Source organism: Methylobacterium komagatae, from assembly GCF_042661665.1.
Taxonomy (GTDB): domain Bacteria; phylum Pseudomonadota; class Alphaproteobacteria; order Rhizobiales; family Beijerinckiaceae; genus Methylobacterium; species Methylobacterium komagatae.
Genome location: NZ_JBHSWN010000001.1, coordinates 5,391,789 through 5,414,946, shown reverse-complemented (window position 1 = coordinate 5,414,946; position 23,158 = coordinate 5,391,789). Strand labels below are relative to the sequence as shown.

The 23,158-nt window shown below is 69.6% G+C and carries 27 protein-coding genes and 4 pseudogenes; 9 read left to right on the top strand and 22 right to left on the bottom strand.

The genetic code is table 11. The annotated features are described in order from the left end of the window. Positions 1 to 4: 4 nt before the first annotated feature. The 11 genes and pseudogenes from ACFQE0_RS26805 to ACFQE0_RS26755 form a co-directional block, all read right to left on the bottom strand. Entirely contained in the window at positions 5 to 487 is a 483-nt protein-coding gene (locus tag ACFQE0_RS26805; protein ID WP_147025424.1) for a DUF305 domain-containing protein, read from the bottom strand. Positions 488 to 542: 55 nt separating this feature from the next. Then, the gene (locus ACFQE0_RS26800) at positions 543 to 875 is read right to left on the bottom strand and encodes a four-helix bundle copper-binding protein (RefSeq protein ID WP_238233839.1); all 333 of its coding nucleotides are present in this window, start codon (positions 873 to 875) and stop codon (positions 543 to 545) included. Between the two features lie 180 nt (positions 876 to 1,055). Beyond that, entirely contained in the window at positions 1,056 to 1,445 is a 390-nt protein-coding gene (copM, locus tag ACFQE0_RS26795) for a CopM family metallochaperone (RefSeq protein WP_147025426.1), read from the bottom strand. A 26-nt stretch (positions 1,446 to 1,471) separates the two neighbouring features. After that, positions 1,472 to 1,836 (bottom strand): annotated as a pseudogene (locus ACFQE0_RS26790) (hypothetical protein). Positions 1,837 to 1,857: 21 nt separating this feature from the next. Beyond that, the gene (locus ACFQE0_RS26785; RefSeq protein WP_147025428.1) at positions 1,858 to 5,007 is read right to left on the bottom strand and encodes an efflux RND transporter permease subunit; all 3,150 of its coding nucleotides are present in this window, start codon (positions 5,005 to 5,007) and stop codon (positions 1,858 to 1,860) included. 13 nt (positions 5,008 to 5,020) lie between these two features. Beyond that, positions 5,021 to 6,760, bottom strand: a complete 1,740-nt coding sequence (locus ACFQE0_RS26780) for an efflux RND transporter periplasmic adaptor subunit (RefSeq protein ID WP_378974998.1) — start codon at positions 6,758 to 6,760, stop codon at positions 5,021 to 5,023. Between the two features lie 85 nt (positions 6,761 to 6,845). Beyond that, positions 6,846 to 7,319, bottom strand: a complete 474-nt coding sequence (locus ACFQE0_RS26775) for a hypothetical protein (RefSeq protein ID WP_147025430.1) — start codon at positions 7,317 to 7,319, stop codon at positions 6,846 to 6,848. A gap of 92 nt (positions 7,320 to 7,411) precedes the next feature. Next, positions 7,412 to 7,624, bottom strand: coding sequence for a heavy-metal-associated domain-containing protein (locus tag ACFQE0_RS26770; protein ID WP_147025431.1), 213 nt, complete (start codon positions 7,622 to 7,624; stop codon positions 7,412 to 7,414). Positions 7,625 to 7,845: 221 nt separating this feature from the next. After that, on the bottom strand, positions 7,846 to 8,322 hold the full coding sequence (locus tag ACFQE0_RS26765) for a DUF411 domain-containing protein (protein WP_147025491.1): 477 nt from the start codon (positions 8,320 to 8,322) through the stop codon (positions 7,846 to 7,848). A gap of 136 nt (positions 8,323 to 8,458) precedes the next feature. Beyond that, on the bottom strand, positions 8,459 to 8,689 hold the full coding sequence (locus tag ACFQE0_RS26760) for a hypothetical protein (RefSeq protein ID WP_147025432.1): 231 nt from the start codon (positions 8,687 to 8,689) through the stop codon (positions 8,459 to 8,461). 18 nt (positions 8,690 to 8,707) lie between these two features. Continuing rightward, positions 8,708 to 9,304 (bottom strand): annotated as a pseudogene (locus ACFQE0_RS26755) (MFS transporter); the annotation flags it as partial. 88 nt (positions 9,305 to 9,392) lie between these two features. Here ACFQE0_RS26755 and ACFQE0_RS26750 point away from each other — a divergent pair. Then, positions 9,393 to 10,347, top strand: a protein-coding gene (locus ACFQE0_RS26750) for an IS630 family transposase (protein ID WP_378974995.1) whose coding sequence is annotated in 2 segments (ribosomal slippage) — positions 9,393 to 9,733 and positions 9,732 to 10,347 — 957 coding nt in all. Because the reading frame shifts where the segments join, the coding sequence is not laid out codon by codon here. A gap of 28 nt (positions 10,348 to 10,375) precedes the next feature. Here ACFQE0_RS26750 and ACFQE0_RS26745 read toward each other — a convergent pair. The 3 genes and pseudogenes from ACFQE0_RS26745 to ACFQE0_RS26735 all read right to left on the bottom strand — a co-directional run. Continuing rightward, a pseudogene (locus tag ACFQE0_RS26745) lies at positions 10,376 to 11,041 on the bottom strand (MFS transporter); the annotation flags it as partial. Further along, positions 11,038 to 11,316: a hypothetical protein gene (locus ACFQE0_RS26740; protein WP_147025434.1), complete on the bottom strand. Its 279-nt coding sequence runs from the start codon at positions 11,314 to 11,316 to the stop codon at positions 11,038 to 11,040. The pseudogene ACFQE0_RS26745 and the gene ACFQE0_RS26740, both read right to left, overlap by 4 nt. Before the next feature lie 46 nt (positions 11,317 to 11,362). Then, positions 11,363 to 11,680 (bottom strand): ArsR/SmtB family transcription factor, encoded by a 318-nt coding sequence (locus ACFQE0_RS26735; protein WP_147025435.1) that lies wholly within the window; start codon positions 11,678 to 11,680, stop codon positions 11,363 to 11,365. A 100-nt stretch (positions 11,681 to 11,780) separates the two neighbouring features. Here ACFQE0_RS26735 and ACFQE0_RS26730 point away from each other — a divergent pair, with 100 nt between their 5' ends. Continuing rightward, positions 11,781 to 12,368, top strand: coding sequence for a hypothetical protein (locus tag ACFQE0_RS26730; protein WP_147025436.1), 588 nt, complete (start codon positions 11,781 to 11,783; stop codon positions 12,366 to 12,368). A gap of 1 nt (position 12,369) precedes the next feature. On the opposite strand, the gene arsB is transcribed toward ACFQE0_RS26730, so the two are convergent. The 4 genes from arsB to ACFQE0_RS26710 are packed head-to-tail and all read right to left on the bottom strand — an operon-like array spanning position 12,370 to position 14,754. Then, a complete protein-coding gene (gene arsB / locus ACFQE0_RS26725) occupies positions 12,370 to 13,440 on the bottom strand; it encodes an ACR3 family arsenite efflux transporter (protein WP_238233842.1) in 1,071 nt (356 codons plus the stop codon). A 9-nt stretch (positions 13,441 to 13,449) separates the two neighbouring features. After that, positions 13,450 to 13,875 (bottom strand): arsenate reductase (glutaredoxin), encoded by a 426-nt coding sequence (gene arsC, locus ACFQE0_RS26720; protein WP_147025438.1) that lies wholly within the window; start codon positions 13,873 to 13,875, stop codon positions 13,450 to 13,452. Further along, positions 13,875 to 14,402 carry an arsenate reductase ArsC gene (locus ACFQE0_RS26715; RefSeq protein ID WP_147025439.1) on the bottom strand — a complete coding sequence of 176 codons (528 nt, stop codon included), beginning with the start codon at positions 14,400 to 14,402 and terminating at the stop codon, positions 13,875 to 13,877. The genes arsC and ACFQE0_RS26715 overlap by 1 nt, the downstream gene beginning before the upstream one ends. Then, positions 14,395 to 14,754 carry an ArsR/SmtB family transcription factor gene (locus ACFQE0_RS26710; protein WP_378974993.1) on the bottom strand — a complete coding sequence of 120 codons (360 nt, stop codon included), beginning with the start codon at positions 14,752 to 14,754 and terminating at the stop codon, positions 14,395 to 14,397. The genes ACFQE0_RS26715 and ACFQE0_RS26710 overlap by 8 nt, the downstream gene beginning before the upstream one ends. 50 nt (positions 14,755 to 14,804) lie before the next feature. Here ACFQE0_RS26710 and arsH point away from each other — a divergent pair, with 50 nt between their 5' ends. Next, entirely contained in the window at positions 14,805 to 15,551 is a 747-nt protein-coding gene (arsH, locus tag ACFQE0_RS26705) for an arsenical resistance protein ArsH (RefSeq protein WP_091882023.1), read from the top strand. A gap of 122 nt (positions 15,552 to 15,673) precedes the next feature. On the opposite strand, the gene ACFQE0_RS26700 is transcribed toward arsH, so the two are convergent. Further along, positions 15,674 to 16,339, bottom strand: a complete 666-nt coding sequence (locus tag ACFQE0_RS26700; protein WP_378974991.1) for a hypothetical protein — start codon at positions 16,337 to 16,339, stop codon at positions 15,674 to 15,676. Positions 16,340 to 16,703: 364 nt separating this feature from the next. Between ACFQE0_RS26700 and ACFQE0_RS26695 the strand changes: the two genes are divergently transcribed. The 3 genes from ACFQE0_RS26695 (at position 16,704) to ACFQE0_RS26685 (ending at position 18,385) form a co-directional block, all read left to right on the top strand. Beyond that, positions 16,704 to 17,159 (top strand): hypothetical protein, encoded by a 456-nt coding sequence (locus tag ACFQE0_RS26695; RefSeq protein ID WP_091882029.1) that lies wholly within the window; start codon positions 16,704 to 16,706, stop codon positions 17,157 to 17,159. Further along, positions 17,152 to 18,135 (top strand): serine/threonine-protein kinase, encoded by a 984-nt coding sequence (locus tag ACFQE0_RS26690; RefSeq protein WP_378974989.1) that lies wholly within the window; start codon positions 17,152 to 17,154, stop codon positions 18,133 to 18,135. The genes ACFQE0_RS26695 and ACFQE0_RS26690 overlap by 8 nt, the downstream gene beginning before the upstream one ends. 61 nt (positions 18,136 to 18,196) lie before the next feature. Continuing rightward, positions 18,197 to 18,385, top strand: a complete 189-nt coding sequence (locus ACFQE0_RS26685; RefSeq protein ID WP_109951700.1) for a hypothetical protein — start codon at positions 18,197 to 18,199, stop codon at positions 18,383 to 18,385. Between the two features lie 88 nt (positions 18,386 to 18,473). Here ACFQE0_RS26685 and ACFQE0_RS26680 read toward each other — a convergent pair whose 3' ends face one another. Continuing rightward, complete coding sequence (locus tag ACFQE0_RS26680) at positions 18,474 to 18,734, bottom strand: hypothetical protein (RefSeq protein WP_345998677.1); 261 nt, start codon at positions 18,732 to 18,734, stop codon at positions 18,474 to 18,476. A gap of 551 nt (positions 18,735 to 19,285) precedes the next feature. Here ACFQE0_RS26680 and ACFQE0_RS26675 point away from each other — a divergent pair. Further along, complete coding sequence (locus tag ACFQE0_RS26675) at positions 19,286 to 19,759, top strand: hypothetical protein (RefSeq protein WP_043765999.1); 474 nt, start codon at positions 19,286 to 19,288, stop codon at positions 19,757 to 19,759. A 127-nt stretch (positions 19,760 to 19,886) separates the two neighbouring features. Here the strand turns inward: ACFQE0_RS26675 and ACFQE0_RS26670 are convergent, their stop codons facing one another. Both ACFQE0_RS26670 and ACFQE0_RS26665 read right to left on the bottom strand, forming a co-directional pair. Continuing rightward, positions 19,887 to 20,192 carry a DUF892 family protein gene (locus ACFQE0_RS26670; protein ID WP_210161463.1) on the bottom strand — a complete coding sequence of 102 codons (306 nt, stop codon included), beginning with the start codon at positions 20,190 to 20,192 and terminating at the stop codon, positions 19,887 to 19,889. A 24-nt stretch (positions 20,193 to 20,216) separates the two neighbouring features. Beyond that, positions 20,217 to 20,363, bottom strand: a complete 147-nt coding sequence (locus ACFQE0_RS26665) for a hypothetical protein (protein ID WP_238233844.1) — start codon at positions 20,361 to 20,363, stop codon at positions 20,217 to 20,219. On the opposite strand from ACFQE0_RS26665, the gene ACFQE0_RS26660 reads away from it, so the two are divergent. Next, positions 20,356 to 20,559 (top strand): hypothetical protein, encoded by a 204-nt coding sequence (locus tag ACFQE0_RS26660; RefSeq protein ID WP_238233845.1) that lies wholly within the window; start codon positions 20,356 to 20,358, stop codon positions 20,557 to 20,559. The genes ACFQE0_RS26665 and ACFQE0_RS26660 overlap by 8 nt on opposite strands. Positions 20,560 to 20,729: 170 nt before the next feature. Beyond that, positions 20,730 to 23,116: pseudogene (locus tag ACFQE0_RS26655) on the top strand (bifunctional diguanylate cyclase/phosphodiesterase). Positions 23,117 to 23,158: the final 42 nt, after the last annotated feature.

Sequence of the window (23,158 nt, the reverse complement as noted above, 5' to 3'; positions counted from 1 at the left end):
CGCCTTACTGGCGGCCTTCCTTCTGGGCGTTCTTGTCGAGCCAGGACTTGAGCTCGGCGATGCTCTTCTCCTGCTCCTGGATGGTCTTCTCGGCGATCTTCTTCGCCTCGGGATTGTCGCCGTTTCTCAGGCCGACCTGGGCCATCGCGATGGCGCCCTGGTGGTGCGGGATCATCGCGCAGATCCAGGCGACGTCGGCGTCCTTGGCCATCATGCCCTGCATCATGGGGCCGTTCATCGACATCATGGCCTGCTGCAGGCCCTTCTGGGCCTCGGTCATCTGGCCGCCCATGCCCTGCATGGCCTGGGACATGTGACCCTGCATGTCCTTCATCGAATCCTCCTTGGCAGCCGACGCCGCCTTGCAGGCCGCGGGCAGCTCGAACGAGGGCCCCTGCATGGAGCCGTGGTCGTGGTCGGCGGCGAAGGCCGCCCCGGTGCCGGCGAGCGCCAAAGTCGCGGCGAGGGTCAGGGTGCGAACGAACAAGATTGCCTCCTCAGGTCGGTTGGCGGGGGCGGCCGGTCGAGCCGCCGCGTCGGGTTCAGGCGGCCATCTTCCGGCAGCTCTCGGCGCAGGCCCGGCACTGCGCGACGCAGTCCTGCATGTCGCCGACCTGCTCGCAGCTCCTGGCGCAGGCCTCGCAGATCTCGGCGCAGGCCCGGCAGGTGTGCTTGTGCTCCGGCAGGCCGATCAGCATGAAGTGCGCCGAGGTCCGGCAGATCTCCGCGCAGGCCAGCATCAGCCGGAAATGCCCCGGCTCGACGTGCTTGCCCCCGGCCGGCAGGCAGTGGTTCGAAGCCATGCCCAGGCAGGTCTGGTAGCAGCGCAGGCACTCGTCGATGCAGGATTGCATCTCGCTCGACACGTGGCTCATTCAGATATCCTTCTCGCTTGTATTTGCGAATGAGGGCACAGCTAGAGATCTGATAAAGTATTAACTCAACCAGCTAGCTACAACCTGGATATCAAACTCCTCAATCCGCGAAGCGTTCAGAAATAAATACTCTGTACGATCACGGATTTGGGAGCTTCGCCTACCTGCGCGAGGGCGACCTCACTGGGTGCCCTTCTTTTTGAGGAAGGCCTCCATCTGGGCGATCTCGACGTCCTGAGCCTTGATGATCTCCTCGGCCAGCTTCCGGATTTCGGGGTTCTTCGAGTGCTCCAGCGCGACCTTGGCCATGGCGACGGCCCCCTTGTGGTGGGGGATCATGCCGCGCACGAAGTCGACGTCGACGTCGTTCGTGTAGCGGATGTCCATGTCCCGGTGCATTTCGGCGCCGACGTCCCGGAACGCCTTCGTGGCCGGCGTGTCCGACTTGTCCGTCGCCGTCATCGCGGCGTGGTCGTGCCCGGCATGGTCGTGGGCCTCGTGCGCCAGGGCGATGCCCGAGAGGCCGAGGGTCAGGGCCGCCGCGGCGAGGGTCGAGGTCAGGGTCTTCATCGAAGGGGTCTTCCTGGTGCGTGGGATCAGTTGAACTTGCCGCTGGCGGTTGCGCCGTCCGGGCCGGTGAGCTGCACGGCGCCCTTCGGGCTGTCGCCGAGCGCCGCGGCGGCCTTGCCGGTGAGGCGGTTGCCGTCGGCGGGCTCCAGGGGCACGCGGGTCGGCTTGCCGCCGACGACGAGGATGGCCGTGCCCTTGAAGCCCGCGGCCGGGACAGGCTTCTGGCCCTCGTCGGACACGAACACGTCTACGGTCTCGCCCTTGGCGACGAGCCGACGTGGAACTTGCCGGCGTCCGCTACCCGGCCGCCGTGCTGGCCGGAGGTCTCGTGGGCATACACGGTCGTGGCGGCGAGCAGGCCGGCGACCAGGGTCACTCGCGGTAGGATCATGCTCAGGTCTCCTCTCGGGGTTCAGTAGGCCTCGGCCTGGCGCGGGCGCGCGCCGTCCGGGGATGGGTGGACCGGTGCTTCGGCGTGGAGGGCGCGCAGCCGCTCCAGCGGCTTGCGTCCGAAGCGCAGGAACAGGACGGGGGTCAGGAAGGTGTCGAGCAGCGTCGCGCTGACGAGGCCGCCGAAGATCGTCACCGCGACCGGGTGCAGGATCTCCTTGCCCGGGCTCGCGGCATCGTAGAGCAGCGGCACCAGGGCGACGCCGGCCGAGAGCGCCGTCATCAGCACCGGGGTCAGCCGCTCCAGGCTGCCGCGCACGACGAGGTCGGGGCCGAACGGCACGCCCTCGTGCAGCGACAGGTTCAGGTAGTGGCTGATCTTCAGGATGCCGTTGCGCGCGGCGATGCCGGTTAGCGTGATGAAGCCGATCATCGACGCCACCGACAGCGGCTGCCCGACCAGCCACAGCGCCGCCACCGAGCCGATCAGGGCGAGCGGCACGTTGCCCATGATGATGAGCGCCAGCGCGGCCGAGCGGTATCGGCTGTAGAGGATGGCGAAGACCAGGGCGAGGGACAGCGCCGACAGCGCCGCGATGGTCCGGCTCGCCTCCTCCTGCGCCTGGAAGGTGCCCTCCAGGCTGGTGAAGAAGCCGGGCGGCAGCGGCTCCTTCGCCACGGCCTCGCGGATGGCCGCCACGATGGTGGCCATGTCGCTCTCGCCGTTGGTGTTGGCCTGGACGACGATGCGGCGCCGGGCGTTCTCGCGCAGGATCTGGTTCGGCCCGTCGGTCTCGCGGATGTCGGCCACCTGCCGCGCCGGCACCCAGCCCGAGGGCGTCTCCAGCAGCAGGTCGCCCAGCCCGGTCGTGGTCCGGCGATTCTCCGAAAGGCGCAGGACCACGTCGAAGCGGCGCACGCCGTCGACGACCGTCGAGACCACCCGCCCGTTCGAGAGGCGGCTGATCTGCTCGACGACCGCGGCCGGCTGGACGCCGTAGAGGGCCGCCCGGGTGTAATCGACCCGCACCTCAAGCTGCGGGATGCGCACCTGCCGCTCGACCTGCAGGTCGACGAGCCCCGGGATCGCGGCCATCCGGTCGCGCAGGGAGTTGGCGACCCGGCGCAGGGCGTCGAGGTCCTCGCCGAACACCTTGAGCGCGATCTCGGCCCGCACGCCCGAGAGCATGTGGTCGAGCCGGTGCGAGATCGGCTGGCCGACGTTGACGGCCACCGGTAGGGCCGCGAGGCGCCCGCGGATGTCGGCGACGAGCGCCTCCTTCGGACGCTTGGCGCCTTCGTCGAGCGCCACCTCGATCTCGGACGAGTGGACGCCCTCGGCGTGCTCGTCGAGCTCGGCACGGCCGGTGCGGCGGCCGACCGCCTTCACGCCCGGGATGTCCAGCAGCAGCCGTTCGGCGATCAGCCCGACCCGGTTGCTCTCGGCGAGCGAGATCCCCGGGTTGAAGGTCATGTTGACCGTGAACGAGCCCTCGTTGAACGGCGGCAGGAAGGCCCGCGGCAGGTTCCAGGCGGCCACGCCCGCGGCCACCACCGCCGCCGCGACGGTGCCGACCAGCAGGCCCTTGTGGCGGAAGGCGACCCGCAGCAGGCCGGCGTTGCCGCGCTTGAGCAGCTTCAGGAAGCGGCTGTCGTGCTCCTCCAGGTTCTTCAAGCCCGGCAGCAGCAGGGACGCCAGCACCGGCGTCAGGGTGATGGAGGTGAGTAGGCTCGCCAGGATCGAGATGATGTAGGCCTGCCCCAGCGGGGCGAAGAGCCGGCCCTCGATGCCCGACAGCGCGAAGAGCGGCACGAACACCAGGATGATGATGAGCGTCGCGTAGACGATGCCAGAGCGCACCTCGTTCGAGGCCTCCACCACCACCTGGAACACACTTTTCGGGTTGCCCGCCCGCCGGTTCTCGCCGAGCCGCCGGTAGATGTTCTCGACGTCGACCACCGCGTCGTCGACGAGCTCGCCGATGGCGATGGCCAAGCCCCCGAGCGTCATGGTGTTGATGGACAGCCCGAACAGGTGGAACACCACGGCGGTCGTCAGCACCGAGACCGGGATGGCGAGCAGCGAGATGGCCGTGGTGCGCACGTTCAGCAGGAAGGCGAACAGCACCACCGCCACCACCAGCACCGCCTCCAACAGGACGCGCTCGACGTTGCGGATCGAGGTCTCGATGAAGTCGGCCTGCCGGAACAGGACCTGGTCGGCACGGATGCCGGCCGGCAGGGTCGGCGACATCTCCTTCAGGGCGGTCTCGATGCTGCGGGTCAGCCGCACGGTGTCGACGTCGGGCTGCTTCTCGACCGAGACGATGACCGAGGGCTTGGCCATGTAGCCGGCGTCGCCCCGCTTCGTCCGGGCGGCGAAGGAGACCTCGGCCACCTGGCGCAAGTGGACCGGCGTCTCGGCGACCGTCGCGACCACGAGGTTGCGCAGGTCGTCGAGGCTCATGGTCCGGCCGATGTTCCGGATGAGGTACTCGCGGGAATGCTGGTCGGTGAAGCCGCCGCCGGCGTTGGTGCCGAACTGCGCCAGCGCCGTTTCGAGCTGGGCGTTCGTCACCCCGAGCGAGCGCATGGCGGCCGGGTTCGGGCTGACCCGGAACTGGCGCACCTCGCCGCCGATGGGGATGACCTGCGCCACGCCCGGAATGGTCAGGAGCCGCGGCCGGATGGTGAAGTCGGCGACCTCGCGCACCTGCATCGGGGTCGCGGTCTCGCCGGTCACCGCCACCAGCAGGATCTGGCCCATGATCGAGGAGATCGGCCCCATGACCGGGGTCACGCCCCGGGGCAGCTGGTCCTGCACCAGGGACAGCCGCTCCGCGACCTGCTGGCGGTTGCGGTAGATGTCCGTGCCCCAGTCGAACTCGACGTAGGTGATGGACAGCCCCACGCCCGAGACCGAGCGCACCCGGGTCACCCCCGGCAGCCCGTTCATCCGGGTCTCGATGGGGTAGGTGACGAGCTGCTCGACCTCCTGGGGGGCGTAGCCCTCGGCCTCCGTCATGATGGTGACGGTGGGCTTGTTGAGGTCGGGGAAGACGTCCACCGGCAGCTTGGTCGCGGTGAAGGCGCCGAAGAGCACCAGCACCGTGGCCATGGCGAGGACGAGCAGGCGGTTGCGGACCGACTGGCTGACGAGGAACGTGAACATCTGGCCTGCCTCCTCAGCGCACCTGGTCGAGGAGCTCGGCGCCCTGGGTCACGACCCGCTTGCCGGGTCCGATCCCCTCGGCGACCAGCACGCGGCCGCCGTCGAGCGGCTCGACCCGCACGGGCCGGGCCTCGAAGCGCTCGGCGGTGGTGTGCTCGTAGACGACGTCCTGCCCGTTGCCGGTGCGCACGACCGCCGCGCGCGGCAGCGCCAGGCCGGACTGCTCGGTGTCGGTCCCGGCCAGCACGGTGACGAACTGGCCGACGCGCAGGCCGGAGGCGTCGCCCTGCACCGCGAACTGCACCGGGATGGCCTGGTTGCGGTCCGCGAGGCCCGTGCCCTGGTAGGCGAGCTTCAGGGCGCGTCCGTCGGCGAGCCGCGCCGTGGCGTTCTGGGCCGCCGTCAGGGCGTCGAAGCTGAGGGCCTCGACCCAGAGGCGGTTCGGGTCGACGATCTGGAAGACCATGGCGCCGGGTGCCGCCATCTGGCCGGCCACCGCGGTCGCCTGCGCCACCACGCCGTCGACGGGGGCGACCAGGGTCTCGGGCTGTTGCCTGATCTTGTCGAGAGCCGCGCGGCGGTCGTGCAGCCCGTTGAGCTCGGCGACCGCGTCGTCGAGCTGGGTCTGGGCGACGGCGCCGGTCGTGGCGAGTTTCCTGAAACGCTCGACCCGACGCTCGACGATGGCGATCTGCTGGTCGAGTTCGCCCTGGCGCTGGCGCATGTCGGAGACGTCGACGGCCTGGACCGGCGGTGTCACGGTCGCGAGCACGTCGCCCTTGCGCACCTTCGTGCCGAGGCGCGGGAACAGGCCGGACGGCGGCGGCGAGAGACGGCCGCCGACCGAGGACTGCACGACCCCGCTGGCGTTCGGGTCCGGGATGATGCGGCCGGGCAGCTCGACCGAGCGGTGGAAGCTGCCCTGCTCGGTCATGGTAGTGCGCAGGACCAGCAGGCGCTGGGTCGGTTTCGGCACGAAGACGGAGCCGTCGGGCAGGCGCTGCGCGAGGTCCGACGAGGCCGGCGTGGTCTGGCGCGGCTCGATCAGGGCGGCGCCCTGCACGGGCGCGCCGTGATCCTCGTCGCCGTGCGCGAAGGCGGCGGTGCCGAGGACGATGGTGATGCCGATGGCGACCAGCGCCACCGCCGGCGCGCCACGGCGCCCGCGTGCGAGCGCCGTCACGAGCACGCCGAGCAGGAAGGCGACGGCGACCGCGGCCACCAGGGCCGGGTCCTTGGCCGTGAGCCGCTCCCGGACGTCGTGGGCGACCTCGGACAGGCGCGCCAGGGCAGCCTGAGCCGGGGCCGGCTTGGCAGGCGCCGCGGCCGCGGCGACCTTCGGGTCGGGCACGGTGACCGCCACGGTCAGCACATCGACCGCGTCGCCGGCCGTGACGGTCGCGAGGAGCTCGTGCCGGCCGGGCTTCGACAGCCACGGGGCCGGCAGCGCGTAGCCGCCGTCGGTCGTGGCGGTCGCGACCTTGGGACCGTCCGGCGTCTCGACCTCGATGGTCGCGCCGGGCACCGGCTCGTTCGTCCGGAAGCGGTCGAGGAACAGCGTCAGGGTCCCGTCGCGCGGGATGGCGACGAGCTCGAAGGCGTCCGAGAGCGCCTCGCCGCGCGGGGCGATGGTCTTCGAGACAGGGGTCTGGGCGGCGCCGTGGTCGTGGCCCTCGTGGGCGAGCGCCGGCCCCGCCAGGACGGCGGCAAGCAGCGCCACCGCGCGCAGGGCGGCGGCAAAACGGGTCGACATGAACAGAAATCCTCGCGTCGGGAAGTCCGGACGGCGCCGTTCTCGGGCGCAATCCGGGCGTCGCGCGCCTCAGGCGCGCCCTACTTCACGCGAGGGTTCGTGGGGGCTTGGGCAGGGCCTCGGGGACGGGGCCCGAACGGCCGGCGACGTCGCGCGGGATCAGCGTGACGGTTCGGAACAGGGCCGGCGACAGGGCATAGGGCCCGGACAGGACGCCGGTGGCGCAGCAGGCCATCGTCCCGCAGCAGCGGGTCTTGCAGCCGACCGGGCAGCACTTGTCCTGGCTCGGCTCGATGCGCGCGCCGTCGACCGTGGCCGGGGCGAGCGCGACCCTGGCCCATGCCGGCAGGACGGCCCGGACGGCGACCTTGGGAGCCACGGAGACCGCGGGCGCAACAGCCTTGGGCGTCGGAGAAGGGGCGACCTTCGGCTGCGCCGCGGCGTGGTGGCCGTGGTGCGCGTGCCCCTCGTGGGCCTGGACGGCGGACGGCGCGACGTAGGCGATGATCGCGAGGATCATCGCCGCCATCAGGCGCACGATTTGCCGGTCGAGGCTCATGAGTTCTGGCTTACACCGATTCCGGTGGCGGGACTATGTCCGCCGTTGAGACGTGAATGCCGGGATGAAGGTTTGGTTGCCGTCGCGGCGTTTCAAGCGGCGGCGAGCAGCGGCTCGGCCGGGTAGCCGGCGGCGGCGATGACCTGAGCGATCCGGTCTGCCGGGACGGACGCTCCCGACACCGTGACGAGCTTGGTCCTGAGGTCGACCTCGACCCGGGCGTTCGGCTCGATGCCCTGGACCGCGCGGGTCACCGACTTGGCGCAGCCGCCGCAGCCCATCTTCTCGACCTTGAAGCTATGCATGACGCACTCCCTTGGATGACGTCACACCCAGATGGGGCTTCCCATAGTGGGAAGGTCAAGGCCCCTACCTTCAGGCCGGTCGCCGCCGCGGCGAGCACCACATAACGGCAGCCCGGCCATGGGAATCGTCGTTTAAAGCCACATAACGGACCGGCTTGTCGTTTTGAGGGACTTTGCGCGCCGGAGTCGGTCCTCACCGGCACCGTGCTCACGCGGCACGTTCAGACAAGCTCCTCACCCCGGTATCGGGCAAAGGTGTACCGGCCTTCCGGACCGAACAGGACCACATCGTAAGTGGCCGGCTCCATGCCGTCGACCTCCATGCCGGGCGAGCCGACCGGCATGCCCGGTACGGCCAGACCCGTTCCCTTCGGCTTCTCGGCGAGCAGGCGCTTGATCGCGCCGGCCGGCACGTGCCCCTCGATTGCGTAGCCGCCGACCTGGGCGGTGTGGCAGGAGGCGAGGTCCCGCGGCACACCGAGGCGGGCCTTCACCGGGTTCACGGGCCCCACGGTCACCGTCACCACGAAGCCGGCCTCCCGCAGGTGGGTGACCCACTTTTCGCAGCAGCCGCAGGTCGGGTCCTTCGTCACCGCGACCTCGGGCAGGCCCGCGGCGAGGGCCCGCGGCCCCACGGCCATGCCCGCCGCCAGTCCCGCGAGCAGCGCCCGGCGCGTCGTCCTCGTGTCGGCCTTCATCGTTCGCACCCACGCTCCCATTATCGAGGGCACGATACGGCTTCCCACGATGGGAGGGTCAAGCCTCGCCTCCCGGACGCGTCAGGGCTTGCGACCGGCCGAGCGAAATGGCGCGCCACAAGTCGGCGCCCCGGCGTCAGTAGCCGTGATGGTGATGGTGATGGCCTCGGTCGAAGTGAACGGGGCGGTCGTAGCCGTGATGGTGATGCCGCTCGTAGCCATGGCGGTGGCCGTGGCCATGGTGATGATGGTGGTCCCAATGATGGTGGTGGCGATGGCCCGGACCGTGATCGTACCACTGCGCGGATGCGGCGCCAGGGAGGAGCACGAGGGCGGCGGCGACCAGGCCTGCGATGCGAAGCTTCATGGAAGGACCCTCCTCGGTTTAGATGTCTCCAGACTGGGCAAGTCGCGTTGAACCGGTTCTGAAGCCTGCGCGCAGCCTCCGTTCAGCAAACGGCGTCGCTTCCCTCGACGACGTCCGGCCGCGCCCCCACAAGGCTATCGCCATGCCGAGATTCGCCAGCGCGAGCGCCACCAGCACGCCGTAGGCCGCGTCGGCGCCGCCGTAGGTGAGCGCCACCGCGCCGAGGGAGGGTGCCACGGCCTGCGCGATCAAGCCCGGCCGCGCCAAGCGTCCAACGAGCACCGGGTAGCGGACCGGGCCAAACAGGGCGAGCGGCACCGTGCCCCGGGCGATGGAGTAGATCCCGTTGCCGGCCCCGTAGAGCGCCAGGGCGACGCCGACCGCCGGCACGCCGGCCGCGAGGACCGCCAGGCCGGCTGCCACCAGCACCATGGCCGCGGTCAGCGTCCAGAGCGGGTGGTGCCGCCCCTTCGCAGCCATCTCGACGATGCGGGCGCCGACCTGGGCTGGGCCGATCAAGGCGCCGTAGGACACGGCCGCGGCGAGCGCGACGCCGCGGGCCTGGAGCAGGGTGATCAGGTGCACCGAGATTAGCGTCATCACCGTGCCGCCTAGAGCGGTGTCCGATCGGCTTGAATCGTTTGGGGTTTCGAGAGCGGCGTAGATGTGATTCGATACCCGGCTTTCCGTGGAGGAGAGCCGTATGCCCTCAGCCCTGTCAGCGGATCTGCGTGAGCGCGTCGTAGTAGCGATCGAGGCAGGAGCCTCACGCCGGGAAGCTGCCAGACGGTTCGAGGTCAGTCCCGCCAGCGCCGTGCGCTGGCACGAGGCCTTCGTTCGGGAAGGGCGCACACGGGCAAAGCCGATGGGCGGCGATCAGCGCTCGCACGCCATCGAGGCCCAGGCCGACCTGATTCGGCAGACCTACGAGGCGAAACCCGAACTGTTCCTGCGCGAGTTCCGCGCCCGACTGGCCGAACACGGCCTGCGGGTCGGAGTCAGCAGCCTGTCCCGTTTCTTCAAGCGCCACGGCATCACGCGCAAAAAACACTGGCCACGCCGCCGAGCAGGATCGGGAGGACGTGAAGGCGGCCCGCCTGGCCTGGTTCGAGGGCCAGCCCGACCTCGATCCGGACAGCCTCGTGTTCCTGGACGAGACCGCGACCAACACGAAAATGGCGCGTCGCTACGGGCGGGCTCCGCGTGGTGAACGCTGCCGGGTAGCCGTACCGTTCGGGCACTGGAAGACCCTCACGGTCACGGCGGGGCTGCGGGCCAGCGGCCTGACCGCGACCGCGCTCTCCGACGGACCGATGACTGGCACTCGCTTCCGCAGTTATGTTGAAGAGACACTGATCCCGACCTTGAAGCACGGTGACACGGTCGTGCTCGACAACCTGCCGGCTCACAAGGTCAGCGGCATCCGCGAGCGCATCGAGGCGGCTGGCGCCCGGCTGCTCTACCTGCCGGCGTATTCGCCAGACTTGAACCCGATCGAACTCGCCTTTGCCAAGCTCAAAGCTAGCTTGCGTGCCCAGGCCGCTCGCACGGTCACGGACCTTTGCGACACCATCAAACAGGCCCTCACGCGCTTCACACCGGGCGAATGCCGTAACTACCTCGTGGCCGCAGGCTACGATGCTTTCGACCCAACCTGATTCGACCCAACCTGATCGGATGCGGCTCTAGCACCAGCACGCCGGCCATCAGCAGGAAGGCCCGCCGCTCGCGCGGCGTCAGCGGCTCGCCATGCCCGCGCGTCACCTCCGCACCGGGTGCCGCCACGGGCGCCGGCGGGATCAGCCCGAGCACCAGCGGCAGGGTCACGGCGAGGTGCAGCCCGGCATAGGCGAGGCAGGCGCCGCGCCAGCCGACATGGTCGACGAGGAAGGCCGAGAGCGGCCAGCAGACGGTGCTGGCGAACCCGCCCCAGAGGGTCAGCTTCGTGATGGCCGGGCGCGCCTCCGCGCCGTAGAGGCGGCCCAGGGTCGCGAAGGCCGGGTCGTAGAGGCCGCAGCCCATGCCGAGCCCGATGACGAGCCAACCGGACAGGAACACGGGCAGGTTCGGCGCCAAGCCGATCACGACGTGGCCCGCCGCCAGCAGCAGGGCGGCCGATGCCAGGACCGGGCGTCCCCCGTGCCGGTGGATGGCGATTCCCACGCGGGGCGAGGCGATTGCCGCCACCAGGAGCCCGACGGACAGGCCGCCGACCACCCAGGCGAGTGGCCAGCCCGTGTCGGCGGCGATGGGACCGGCGAGCACCGCCGGCAGGTAGAACGACGAACCCCAGGCGAGGATCTCCACCACCCCCAGGGCCGAGATGACGGCCAGCCTGCCTCGCCCGCTCATGTCGGCACCCCGCGACCGCACCGCGGGCCGGTCGCCGCCTTCGCCTCGGGTTCGGCGCCGCGGCATCCATCCGAACCGGCCGACCAGGGCGTGGCGGCCAGCGCCGCCAGGCAGCGGCCCATGATCTCTTGGCCGGTCGGGAAGCCGTCCCCGGGCGGGGCCCGGCTCGTCCACGGGCCCGCCTCGTAGCCCCGCGCAGGGAGGCGAGCGGCCGCCGCCAGACCGACCCGGCCGGCGCCGACGACTGCGCCCGGTAGCGGCGTCGTCTCTGGCATGCGCTGCTCCGCAGGTTCCGGAATTATCGAAATAACGGGCACGTCGTCAGGCCGCCTCGCCCGTCCCGGAGCAGGTCTCGTCGGCGCAGCACTCGTCCGCGAGGAACCCGACGAGGTCGTCCATGGCGGGGTAGACGGCGCGGCAGATCAAGGTGGTGGCCTGCCGCTCCTGCGAGACTAGGCCGGTCAGGATGAGCCGGTGGAGGTGGTGCGACAGCGTCGAGGCGGCGGGGATGCCGACGCGGTCCTGCAGCCGGCGCACCGGCAGCCCGGCATGCCCGGCCCGCACGAGCGCCCGGTAGATCCGGAGCCGGGCGGGACTGCCCAGGGCCTCAAGCTGCTTGGCCGCTTGTTCGACGTTCATGGAAATACATGGCCATGGAACGCGTCGGCGTGCAATGCCTTATTCGGCATCCATCGAATAACGGGGCCGCCGCCGGTCGCCTCGTAGCCTATGCACGGACATGACCCACGCAAACCTTCTCGCTGCCCTCCGCAGCCATGACGCTCTCCTCGTCCATTGCTCTCGTCCTGGTAAGGGTCAGGATCCGAAGGAGCGGGTCTATCCAGACGACCTGCAGAACGCGATCCAAGTGCTCGACCGTGGCATTGGAACACTGCCGTGTTCCCTCATCTGGCCCGCTCATCAGGCCACGTATGGCTCGGTCGGCATCGTCATCAAGCCTCGTACGTTTGCGTCCGTGAAGGGTGTCGTCACCGGAGATGGCGGCACCACTTACGATGATGCTACGGGCGAGCGCTCCAAGGGAAGAACGGTGCCGCTCACCATGCAGAACCTGCCCTCTGCCTTCACACCCACCGGCGAGCACAACGAATGGACGGTCGCGGATGCCGACTGCGTCGGCATCTACTTCGCGCCCGGCAGGTATGCTCAAGTGGCCGAGCGGACGGGGCCGCTTGGACCGGATGCCAAGTACCCCACCAACTTCAGAAACCTGACGATGGATGACGTCCGCAAGGACTTTCCCGGCTTGCCCATCTTCAGCATCGTAGAGGGGCGGGTGCTCGGCTTCGTCCATAATCCGTACTGATTTACTCCGCCGCTTCCGTCCGGCTGCTCCGTGACGCTGGCAGCCGGACGGCCCCGCGCTCGTACCAGCCTTGGCTCCGGTTCACGATCCACACCACCGAGAGCATGACCGGCACCTCGATGAGGACGCCGACCACGGTGGCCAGCGCTGCGCCCGAGTTGAAGCCGAACAGGCTGATCGCGGCGGCCACCGCCAACTCGAAGAAGTTCGAGGCGCCGATCAGCGCCGACGGGCCGGCCACGCAGTGCTGCTCGCCCGCGGCGCGGTTCAGGAGGTAGGCCAGTCCGGAGTTCAGGTAGACCTGGATGAGGATGGGGACCGCGAGCAGGCCGATCACCGCTGGCTGCGCCAGGATCTGCTCGCCCTGGAAGCCGAACAGCAGCACCAGGGTGGCCAGGAGCGCCATGAGCGAGGCCGGCCCGAGCCTGGCGAGGAGTCGGTCCAGCGCCGCCTGCCCGCCCGAGGCGAGGAGGGCGCGGCGCACGACCTGGGCGATGATCACCGGGATGACGATGTAGAGCACCACCGACAGAACCAGCGTGCCCCAGGGCACCGTGATGGCGGAGAGCCCGAGCAGCAGGCCGACGATCGGCGCGAAGGCCACCACCATGATCGTGTCGTTCAGCGCCACCTGGCTCAAGGTGAAGTGCGGCTCGCCCCGGGTCAGGTTCGACCACACGAACACCATCGCGGTGCAGGGCGCCGCCGCCAGGATGATGAGCCCGGCGATGTAGCTGTCGATCTGGTCGGCCGGCAGGTAGGGCCGGAACAGGTAGCCGATGAACAGCCAGCCGAGCGCGGCCATCGAGAAGGGCTTAACGGCCCAGTTGATGAACAACGTCACGCCGATGCCGCGCCAGTGCCGCCCGACCTGCCGCAGCGAGGCGAAGTCGATCTTGAGCAGCATGGGGATGACCATGAGCCAGATCAGGGCGGCGACCGGCAGGTTCACCTTGGCGACCTCGGCCGCGCCGACGGCGTGGAAGAAGCCTGGCATGACGTGGCCGAGCGCGATGCCGGCCACGATGCAGAGGGCAACCCAGACGGTCAGGTAGCGTTCGAACAGGGACATCGGGCTTCCTCAGGCGGTGGCGACGCGGCGGCCGTGCTCGTCGACGACGCGCTCGCCGTCCTCCTTCACGAGTTCGCCCTGCTGGGCGGGAAGCAGATCCAGCACAGCCTCGGACGGCCGGCACAGGCGCACGCCCTTCGGGCTGACCACGAGCGGGCGGTTCAGCAGGACCGGATGGGCCTCGATCGCGTCGAGGAGCTGCTCGTCGGTCAGCGACCGATTGGCGAGGCCGAGTTCCGCGTAGGGCGTGCCTTTCTCGCGCAGCACGTCCCGGACCGAGAGGCCGGCACGGGCGAGCAGTTGCTTGATGAGCGCCCGGCTCGGAGGCGTCTTCAGGTACTCGACCACGTGCGGCTCGACGCCGGCGTTGCGGATCATCGCCAGGGTGTTGCGCGACGTGCCGCAGGCGGGGTTGTGGTAGATGACGACGTCCATCACGCGACCTCCGGGCGGGCCGAGGTGGCGCCGGCGAGCTGGCCGATCTCCCGGACCTTCGACGACAGGGCGACCTGGTCGAGGCTGCCGAGCGGCAGGGCAACGAAGGCCGCGATCCGATTCTTTAGGTAGCGCTGGGCGGTGACGAATGCGCGCTTGCGCTCCATCTCCGAGCCCTCCGCCGCCGCGGGGTCCTCGATGCCCCAGTGGGCCGTCACCGGCTGGCCGGGCCAGTACGGGCACGCCTCGCCGGCGGCGTTGTCACAGACGGTGAAGACGAAATCCATGACGGGGGCGTCGGGCCCGGCGAACTCGTCCCACGACTTCGAGCGCAGGCCCTCGGTCGGGTAGTCGCTCTCCCGCAGGACCTGCAGCGCCAGCGGGTGCGGCTCGCCCTTCGGTTGGCTGCCGGCCGAGAAGGCGCGGAAGCGCCCGCCGCCCTCCTTGTTGAGCATGGCCTCGGCCAGGATCGAGCGGGCCGAGTTGCCGGTGCAGAGGAACAGGACGTTGTAGGCGGGCTCAGGCATGGAGGGTGTCCCCGGTGGTGCAGTCGCAGGCGGCGAGCGCGGCGACGGCCGGGTTGCACACCTCCGGGTGGCCCTGGCAGCAGTCGCGCATGAGGAACTGGACGAGGTCGGACAGGCCGGCATAGGCGGCGCTGTAGATGACCGACTTGCCCTCGCGGCGGGACGTGATCAGCCCGGCATGCGAGAGCTCCTTCAGGTGGAAGGACAGGTTGTTGCCGGCGACGCCCACGGTCTCCGCGAGCACTCCGGCCGCGAGGCCGTCGGGACCGGCCGTGACCAGGGCGCGCACGACCCGCAGGCGATGCTCCTGTCCGAGCGCCGCGAAGGCGGCGAGGGCTTGCCGATCGTCCATCGAATGACCTACATATCAACTCCTGTTGAAACGTAGAGGAATCAAGCGCCTTGGACAAGCCCCAGCAGCCGTTCGCCGACGGGATGCCCAACCTCTCCGAGGCGCATTTCGAGGTGCCGACCGCCGAGCGCGTGGAGGCGTCGATGCCGCTCGCCCACGCGCCGCGCTTCCTGATCCTCTACGGCTCGCTGCGCGCGCGCTCGTTCAGCCGCTTCCTGGCCTACGAGGCGGCGCGCCTGCTGGAAGCGATGGGTGGCGAGGTGCGGATCTACGACGCCCACGGGCTGCCGCTGCCCGACGACGCCACCGCCGACCACCCGAAGGTGCAGGAGCTGCGGCAGCTCTCGATCTGGTCCGAGGGCCAGGTCTGGGTCTCGCCGGAGCGCCACGGCAACCTGACTGGCGTGATGAAGAGCCAGATCGACTGGCTGCCCTTGAGCGAGGGCTCGGTCCGGCCGACCCAGGGGCGGACGCTCGCGGTGATGCAGGTCTCGGGCGGCTCGCAGAGCTTTAACGCCGTGAACTCTCTGCGGGTGCTCGGGCGCTGGATGCGGATGATCACCATCCCGAACCAGTCGTCCGTGCCAATGGCCTACAAGGAGTTCGACGACGCCGGCCGCATGAAGCCGGGCCCCCTGTACGAGCGCGTGGTCGACGTATGCGAGGAGCTGATGAAGTTCACGCTCCTGACCCGCGGGAGGGCCGACTACCTCGTCGACCGCTACAGCGAGCGCAAGGAGCGCGAGCCGGAACGGCTCAAGGCCATCGCTTCCGACATCGGTTTCGCCAAGCCCTAGGCTTGCGTCGTCGACGATGATCGTTCGCTGGACTCCGGCCCTCACGAGTGGGCGCGGTAGGCGCGACGGAGCAGGCGCGTGCTATGCCGCGCCTGTTCCTCGACCGGGAGCGGGCTAAGGCATCAGGCGAAGTCCTCGTCGTAATACATCGAGTCGTCCACCTTGCCGTCGGTCTCAAGCTCCGGTTCCATGTAGGCGATCCGCCCTGCGACGCGCTCGAACGTCATCACAGTCGTGAAGACGATCTTGTCGCCATGGAACGCCCGATCCTGGTCGTTCTCGCCGTTCAGCGATCCGGTCAGGGTCGCGACCAGCGCGTCGTCACTCGGCTTGAAATCGTATTCCTCGATGTAGAGCTCATCGAAGTAGGCGTTCGTCGAGGCGATCTCGCCGTCCAGGGCCCCCTCGATCATCATCGGGTCGTCCTGGACGAACGCGTTGACATCGTCGCTCAGATGCCTGGACCTCCAGAACCGGCCGTCGAAGTGGCCCTGGCTCGCGAGGAAGTCGCACAGCTCGGACGTGAGATCCTCGACGCCGGGCAGGTCGGCGGGAAGCCCCCGGAGCGTTCCGACTCGCTCGTCCATTAGGCGCAGGTCCGGGATGAGGATTTCGGCCTTGCCGATGTCGCTCAGGGGAAACCTGGTTTCCGCTCGGAGCGCCGCGGCCGTCTTGTATCCGAAGAATACGGCCACGAGTTCGTGCGCGTGAGAGGAGCCCAGCTTGTTGCCGGTCAGGAGGCGATAGCGCGCGCGCAGGTGGTCCGCGCAGTCCTTGGGAAGGGACATGGCACATCCATTTCACACCGGCGTCTTGAGTGGGTGGTCACAAGCGCTTGATGATCACCCTGCGCCGGCAGAGATGGTTGCCGTTCAGGTATCGATCCGAGATCGAGTTCGCCGCCTTTTGGGTCGCTTGCAGCCCGGGCATCGGCTCCGGTTTGGAATGTAGCCGTCGCGACCACGCTCGGCAACTGGCATCCCGCGATCGGGCGTCTGGTTATCCCGCACCGGACGGGGCTTCGGCCTGCGGGCCCCATCGGACGCGCCGCGGCGCTTGCGCCCGTCCCGCGCCCCGCTCCTGGCCTTCGCACGCGCGTCCGTGCGAAAAGCCCGGCACCAAGCTCGACAGGGCGGCAACTGGGGGGATGCGGTGATCACGATCGGGATCAGGGCGGCGCCACGCGTGGTCACCTTCGCGGTCTACGACACGGACGCCAAGACGGTCATCAACGTCGAGGAGATCAGGATCCCGGCGGCCTTTGGGACCCCCGACGGGCTGAAGTACCTGCGCAGCAACCTCCTGGACGTCCTGCGCGAGTTCCGGGTCGAGAGGGCCGGCGTGCGGCTCACCGAGCCCAGCGCGCAGTCCCTCAGCATCGACCGCGTCCAGATCGAGGGCGTCATTCAAGAGGCCTTCGCCAGCAGCGAGCTCTCGGCCTATTTCGCGGGCCCGATCGCCACCGGGGCGGCCCGCCTTGGCATCGAGCGGACGCGGTTCAAGCCACTCGCCGACGGCGAGGACGGGTACGGCATCGAGAACTGGGGAAAGATGTCGAAGGAGGAGCGGGAGGCGATCCTGTACGCCATGGGGGCCGAAAATGCTTAAGCCGTACAACAAGGCCGAGCTGACCTTTGAGCGGGTGCGGGACATCGGCGCGGACGGCCGCAACTCGGAGACCTTCCTCTCGCGCGATCACCAGCTCAACGCGGAGATCGTAACGAAGCGGATCGCGAAGGCGAGCCTGGCCTCGCCGGCCGAGTTCTTCGCGGAGTCGCAGGCCCTCTACGCGAGCGCTCATCAGAACGTCGTTCAGATCCACTACGCCTGCTACGACGAAGACCATATCTACCTAGCGATGCCGTTCTACCGCCGCGGCTCGGTGAAGGGCCTCATCACGGGCCGCTACATGACCGTCCGCGAGATCGTCACGGTCGCCTGCCAAGTCCTGAGCGGGCTTCACCACATCCACTCGAAGAAGCTCGTCCACTTCGACGTGAAGCCCGACAACATCCTGCTGTCGGACCGGGGCGAGGCGCTGGTGTCGGATTTCGGGCAGGCCAAGCAGATGAACTTCGTCGGGAAGGCCGAGCAGGACCGGCACTACACCCCCATGATCCCGCCCGAGGCCCTGGCGGAGGATCGGTTCGACCTCACCTTCGACATCTACCAGTTCGGGCTGACCCTCTACCGGATGTGCAACGGGAACGAGGCCTTCCACGCGCAGCTGGCGAAGTACGGTCCGCCGGGACCCGGTTTCGACCGGGCCGGCTTCCGGTATGACGTCCGGAACGGGCGGTTCCCTGACCGCCGGGCGTTCGCGCCGCACATCCCGTCGAAGCTCCGCAAGGTCGTCCGCGCCTGCCTGGAGACAGAGCCCTCCGATCGATACGGTTCCGCCCTAGACGTGGCCAACGCACTGGCCGACATCGACGGCTGCCTGCTGGACTGGCGCCTGGAGGCAACAGCCGATAAGAGAGTTTGGAGGAAGAACGAAAACGGAACGTCGTACGAGTTCACCGTAAACGGGGACGGGAGCCCGAGTGCTACAAGACGAAGGACGGCGGACGGCGGCAGCGCGTGACCGCCGCATGCCAGACCAAAATCTCCGAGCGGGACGTGGAGCGGCTGCTAGGTTCCTACTGATGGCCAAGATCAAGAACGACCCGAGCCGATACGTCAGGCGCTCCAGCCTTGCTGGGCGCCCGGCCGCCTGCGCGGGCGAAAAGGGCGATCAGGCGAACCGGAAGCCGGAGCGGGACTTCCTGGCCGCCCCCATCGGCGACGACTTCTACGTGGATTTCCGACCTCAGGGCCGTCGAGACAACACATAGAGATCCGCGCGACTGCGCCGCGGATCGCATTCGGGCCGTCCGGACGTGAGACGGGGCGAGCGACCGGCCCCGCACCGGCGCGACGAAGTCACCGCTTTGCACCGCAAGGCCGGCTGTAGACCGTGCCGTCGTGCTCCAGGGCGCCGTCCGAGCGCACGACGAGATCCACATCATACGGGACCTCCGCCCCACCCATGCCGTAGCAGCGCGCGGCTCGGACGCGGCCGCCGGGGATTGTCGCGTGCCGGCAATCCATCAGGTCGATGCCGACGTCAGGGCCTGGGCCGATGGTAATGTCGGGCATGCCCGGCGCGCAGTAGCGGCCGGGTGCGGGTAGGGGCGGACGCATCTCGGGCGCCATAGGCGGCTTCACACCCTAAGGCGCATTCTCTAGGTAGGCGCAGGGTGGTTCGCTCCCGTTCGCCTAAGCATCGTCGATGAGCAACGAAGCGCCGAGAGCCGACTTCGGGCTAGTCGGACTTGGACCGCCGCTCCCGACCCTTCTCGGGCCTTCGGATTGTCTGCTTATCGGCCATCTGATTGGCCCAGAACGACCGATCCTGGCCGCAAGCGGCCTGTCCTCTTAGGGGCTCAAGCTAAGGGCAAGCGGACGTCCTACGCCGCTCAGGTGAATGCCTCAAAGTGACCCTTTGCAGACCTAGCGGCTGGCCGGATGAAGCGTCTGCTTCGAGCGGAGAAGCGGACTTCCCCGGGACGGTCACGACATCAGCAGGTTGTGGCCCATCAAGCGGCCGCATGTAGCGGGCGGGCTTCAGCGAGTTCAGGCAACGTGGCGGTCTCACTTCGCCGAGATGACGCCCGGCGTCGCGCGCTCGGAACACCGGCTGGCGCAGCCGCTCTGACATCCGGTCGGCGCAACGCGGGCAGCGGGCAGCGATCGTGCAGAGATATGGAGCCTCGCTCGGCATCGGGTTCGTGGCGGGGATGCGCAGCATGTCCGCCTGCGCCGCGCTGACGTGGGCGGCATCGCAGGACCGGACGCGCGGCGACCTGATCCCCAGCAGGCCGGGCGCGCGGGCGCTCGCCACGACGGCCACCGCTGCCGAGATGGCCGACGACAAGATGCCGTTCGCACCCGACCGCCGCATCCCGCCCTCGTTCGCGCTCCGGCTCGCGATCGGCGCGGTCGGAGGCTGGGCCTTGTCCGGCCGGTGCGCATCGCCCGAGTACGGCGCCCTGGCCGGCGTCGCAGGCGCGGTCGTCGGCACGCTCCTCGGGCACGGCGCCCGGGGCGGGGACTCGCGGACATCGGCAGGACGAGCCCGGGGGCTTGCCGAGGACGTTGCCGCCGTCGGCCTCGCCGCGTTGGTGGTCGCGTCCGCGGAGACGAAAAGGTACCGAGCATCGCCTTGAGGCGGCCTAGCGTCGGCTCAAGCGTATCGAGCGGCGTCGGCTTACTAGGTGGATCACACCGGCTTCGCGCAGCATGCGTTGGAGCCGGATGCCGCGCGTCGGGGGACCCCAAGGGTTGGTCGGTCGCTCAGGCACCCATAATCGTGGCGGCGATCTCGTTGTGCCGCTCGTTGGCGGCCTTGGCCTCGTCCAGCGAGGTCTGCATCGCCTGCCCGATCCCGCTCAGGCCAAGTTGTTCGGCATACGCGCGGATCGTGCCGAAGGCCGTGATCCAGTAGTGCAGCGCCAGTTGCCCGTTAGCGATGATGCCGAGGTCGCGCGAGGCGCCGTCGGGCGCCTGCTGGCGGGTCTCGCGGCTGACGTCGTAGAGGCCTTCCAGCACTGAGTTCTTCCGCTCGCCGCTGCCGCCTGCCTCCTGCAGGGCTTGGTCGATGCGCTTCGCTCACTGCTGCGAGGTTTAGTTGCCTTGCTTCAGGGCGGCCTTGAGGTCGGGATGGTAGGCGTCGTTCCGGATCTCGTCGGTGGCCTGCGCGGCGACCTTGCCGCCGTTCGTCATGGCGGCGAGCCCCTGGGCCACGAGCGTCTTGAGTGCGTCGTTGCTCATCGTCATCCTCCGGGTAGGCGCGTCAACGCAGGATGCGGCCGACACCACGGAGAACACCCGAAAAGCAAGCCGCCCGTTCTTCCGTGCCGCGGTCGAGGAGGAGACCAAGGCGGCCGAGGAAATCGTGGGTCTGATTGAGCCGGTCACCAAGATCTACCTCGACCTGACGCTAAGCGGCTCGAAGGCCGACAGTTGAGGGACCTCGGGACGGCCGCCGAGGCATGCTCGTAGGCGGCTCCCGCGACCGTACGACGCTCCCGTCGCGCGGATCCTCGACCTCCGGATCGTCCGGGGATCGCGCCCGATTAAATCGTTCTACACCGGCATGGCCCATCTTGCGGATCGAAACATCCGCGGGGTCGCCCCATGCTCACCGTCGTCGGTTGCCTCGTCGAAGCCCATGACTTCCGGCTCGTCGCCTTGGCGGCCGGGATCTGCGCCCTCTCGGCACTGACGACAGTCTGCCTCGTCAGCCACGCGCGCAGGGCGGCCGGGTGGGCCCAGGCCGGGTGGCTCGCCGTCGCGGCGACGGCGGGCGGCTCCGGCATCTGGGCGACCCACTTCATCGCCATGCTCGCCTTCGCGCCGGGCGTGCCGAGCGGCTACGATGTCGCGCTCACCGGCCTGTCCCTCGCCATCGCCGTCGCCTTGGTCGGCTCCGGCCTGTCCCTCGCCGCCCTCGTCGGCGGCCGGGCCGCGGCCTGGGCCGGCGGCGCGATCCTCGGCCTCGGCATCGCGGCGATGCACTATACCGGCATGGCCGCCTACGAGGTGGCCGGCCACAAGGCGTGGGATCCCGCAACCGTTGGCGTCTCGCTCGCGCTGGGCGGCATCCTCGGCGGCGCCGCCCTGGCGGCCCGCTCGGCGCCCGCGGCCTCGTTCGCCAGGTGCCGGCGGCGCTCCTGCTGCTGCTTGCCATCTGCAGCCACCACTTCACCGCCATGGGCGCGGTCACGATTGCGCCCGACCCGACGCTCGCCGTATCGGAGGCCGCGATCCCGAACGCGTGGCTCGCGGTTGCCGTGGCCCTCGCGAGCTTCGCCATCCTGCTCCTGGCCGGGGCCGCACTCGCGCTCGACGTGCGCGACCGCCGTCACGCCAAGGTGGAGGCCGACCGCCTGCACAGCCTCGCCAACGCCGCGGTCGAGGGTCTCGTCGTCTGCACCGGCGACGCGATCGTCAGCGCCAACCGCAGCTTCGCCAAGCTGGTCGGCCTGCCGCCCGGTGCGCTCGCGGGCACGGCCCTGTCGGCGTACCTGCCGGGCGACGCGGCCCGGCTCGCGCTCGCCGGCCAGCCCGAGCGCCCGGTCGAGGCCGAGCTTCGCCAGGCCGACGGCACGCTCGTGCCGGTCGAGATCATTATGCAGCCGGTCGATCATGCCGGTCGACCGCACTACGCCGTCGCCGTGCGCGACCTGCGGGCGCGGCGCCAGGCCGAGCGCCAGATCCAGTTCCTCGCCCACCACGACGCCCTCACCGGGCTGGCCAACCGGGCCAGCTTCGGCAAGCGCCTCGACCAGGAGATGCGCGCCGCCGACGCGGGCGGGCGCAAGCTCGCGGTGCTCTGCCTCGACCTCGACCGCTTCAAGGAGGTCAACGACCTGTTCGGTCACGCCGCCGGCGACGCGATGCTGGAGAGCGTCGCCCGGATCGTCTCGGCCGAGCTCGACGACACCCAGATGATGGCCCGGCTCGGCGGCGACGAGTTCGCCGTGCTGATGCCCTGCGGCGGCCCGTCGGAGGCCGGCCGTCTCGCCGAGCGCATCCTGGAGGCGCTGCGCTCCGGCCGGACGGACGCGGGCGGCCCGCAGATCGCCACCAGCATCGGCGTCGCCCTCTACCCGGACGACGCGCAGGAGCGCGCGGCCCTCCTGAGCTACGCCGACACGGCCCTCTACCGCGCCAAGTCGGAAGGCCGGGGCACCTACCGCTTCTTCGAGGCGAGGATGGGCGTCGAGGTCCGCGAGCGCCGTCTCCTCGAACACGACCTGCGCCACGCCGTGGCCCGCGGCGAGATGCAGCTCGTCTACCAGCCGCAGACGGACGTCGGCTCGGGCGCCGTCATCGGCTTCGAGGCGCTACTGCGCTGGAAGCACCCGGAGCGCGGCTACGTCTCGCCCGCCCTGTTCATCCCGATCGCCGAGGAGAGCGACGCCATCCTGCAGATCGGCGAGTGGGTGCTGCGCGAGGCCTGCCGGGAGGCAGCGACCTGGTCAAACCCGCTGTCCATCGCCGTCAACGTCTCGGCGGTGCAGATCCACAGCCCGCACTTCGTCGGGCTGGTGCACGAGGTGCTGCTCAAGACCGGGCTGGCGCCCGGTCGCCTTGAGGTCGAGGTGACCGAGACTGCCCTGATCAGCGACCCGAACCGAGCGCTGCTGACCTTGAGGCAGTTGAAGTCGCTGGGGCTGCGCATCGCCATGGACGACTTCGGCACTGGCTACTCGTCGCTCTCGAACCTGCGCTCGTTCCCGTTCGACAAGATCAAGATCGACGGCTCGTTCGTGCGCTCCGTCGACAGCAACGAGCAGACCGCGGCCATCGTGCGCTCGGTGCTTGGCCTGGGGCGCGGTCTCGGCCTGCCGGTGCTGGCGGAAGGCGTCGAGACCGACGCCGAGCTCGGCTTCCTCGCTGCCGAGCAGTGCCACGCCGCCCAGGGCTACCTGATGGGCCGCCCGTCGCCCATCGGAGAGTTCGCCCAGCACACGCATGGCACGGTTCCCGTCATCGCCGACGACCGAAAACGCGCCTGAGCCTGTCGGCGGGGGCGAGCGTCGATCTCGCCCGTATCAGGG

Coding starts and splice junctions, on each gene's coding strand:
- ACFQE0_RS26710 (WP_378974993.1), bottom strand. CDS start 14,754: ATGGACGATCGGCAAGCCCTCGCCGCCTTCGCGGCGCTCGGACAGGAG.
- ACFQE0_RS26770 (WP_147025431.1), bottom strand. CDS start 7,624: ATGCATAGCTTCAAGGTCGAGAAGATGGGCTGCGGCGGCTGCGCCAAG.
- copM (WP_147025426.1), bottom strand. CDS start 1,445: ATGAAGACCCTGACCTCGACCCTCGCCGCGGCGGCCCTGACCCTCGGC.
- arsB (WP_238233842.1), bottom strand. CDS start 13,440: ATGTCCCTGTTCGAACGCTACCTGACCGTCTGGGTTGCCCTCTGCATC.
- ACFQE0_RS26730 (WP_147025436.1), top strand. CDS start 11,781: ATGACCCACGCAAACCTTCTCGCTGCCCTCCGCAGCCATGACGCTCTC.
- ACFQE0_RS26685 (WP_109951700.1), top strand. CDS start 18,197: ATGGCCAAGATCAAGAACGACCCGAGCCGATACGTCAGGCGCTCCAGC.
- ACFQE0_RS26715 (WP_147025439.1), bottom strand. CDS start 14,402: ATGCCTGAGCCCGCCTACAACGTCCTGTTCCTCTGCACCGGCAACTCG.
- ACFQE0_RS26760 (WP_147025432.1), bottom strand. CDS start 8,689: ATGAAGCTTCGCATCGCAGGCCTGGTCGCCGCCGCCCTCGTGCTCCTC.
- ACFQE0_RS26735 (WP_147025435.1), bottom strand. CDS start 11,680: ATGAACGTCGAACAAGCGGCCAAGCAGCTTGAGGCCCTGGGCAGTCCC.
- arsC (WP_147025438.1), bottom strand. CDS start 13,875: ATGGACGTCGTCATCTACCACAACCCCGCCTGCGGCACGTCGCGCAAC.
- ACFQE0_RS26690 (WP_378974989.1), top strand. CDS start 17,152: ATGCTTAAGCCGTACAACAAGGCCGAGCTGACCTTTGAGCGGGTGCGG.
- ACFQE0_RS26740 (WP_147025434.1), bottom strand. CDS start 11,316: ATGCCAGAGACGACGCCGCTACCGGGCGCAGTCGTCGGCGCCGGCCGG.
- ACFQE0_RS26665 (WP_238233844.1), bottom strand. CDS start 20,363: ATGAGCAACGACGCACTCAAGACGCTCGTGGCCCAGGGGCTCGCCGCC.
- ACFQE0_RS26680 (WP_345998677.1), bottom strand. CDS start 18,734: ATGCGTCCGCCCCTACCCGCACCCGGCCGCTACTGCGCGCCGGGCATG.
- ACFQE0_RS26775 (WP_147025430.1), bottom strand. CDS start 7,319: ATGAGCCTCGACCGGCAAATCGTGCGCCTGATGGCGGCGATGATCCTC.
- ACFQE0_RS26765 (WP_147025491.1), bottom strand. CDS start 8,322: ATGAAGGCCGACACGAGGACGACGCGCCGGGCGCTGCTCGCGGGACTG.
- ACFQE0_RS26700 (WP_378974991.1), bottom strand. CDS start 16,339: ATGTCCCTTCCCAAGGACTGCGCGGACCACCTGCGCGCGCGCTATCGC.
- ACFQE0_RS26800 (WP_238233839.1), bottom strand. CDS start 875: ATGAGCCACGTGTCGAGCGAGATGCAATCCTGCATCGACGAGTGCCTG.
- ACFQE0_RS26785 (WP_147025428.1), bottom strand. CDS start 5,007: ATGTTCACGTTCCTCGTCAGCCAGTCGGTCCGCAACCGCCTGCTCGTC.
- ACFQE0_RS26780 (WP_378974998.1), bottom strand. CDS start 6,760: ATGTCGACCCGTTTTGCCGCCGCCCTGCGCGCGGTGGCGCTGCTTGCC.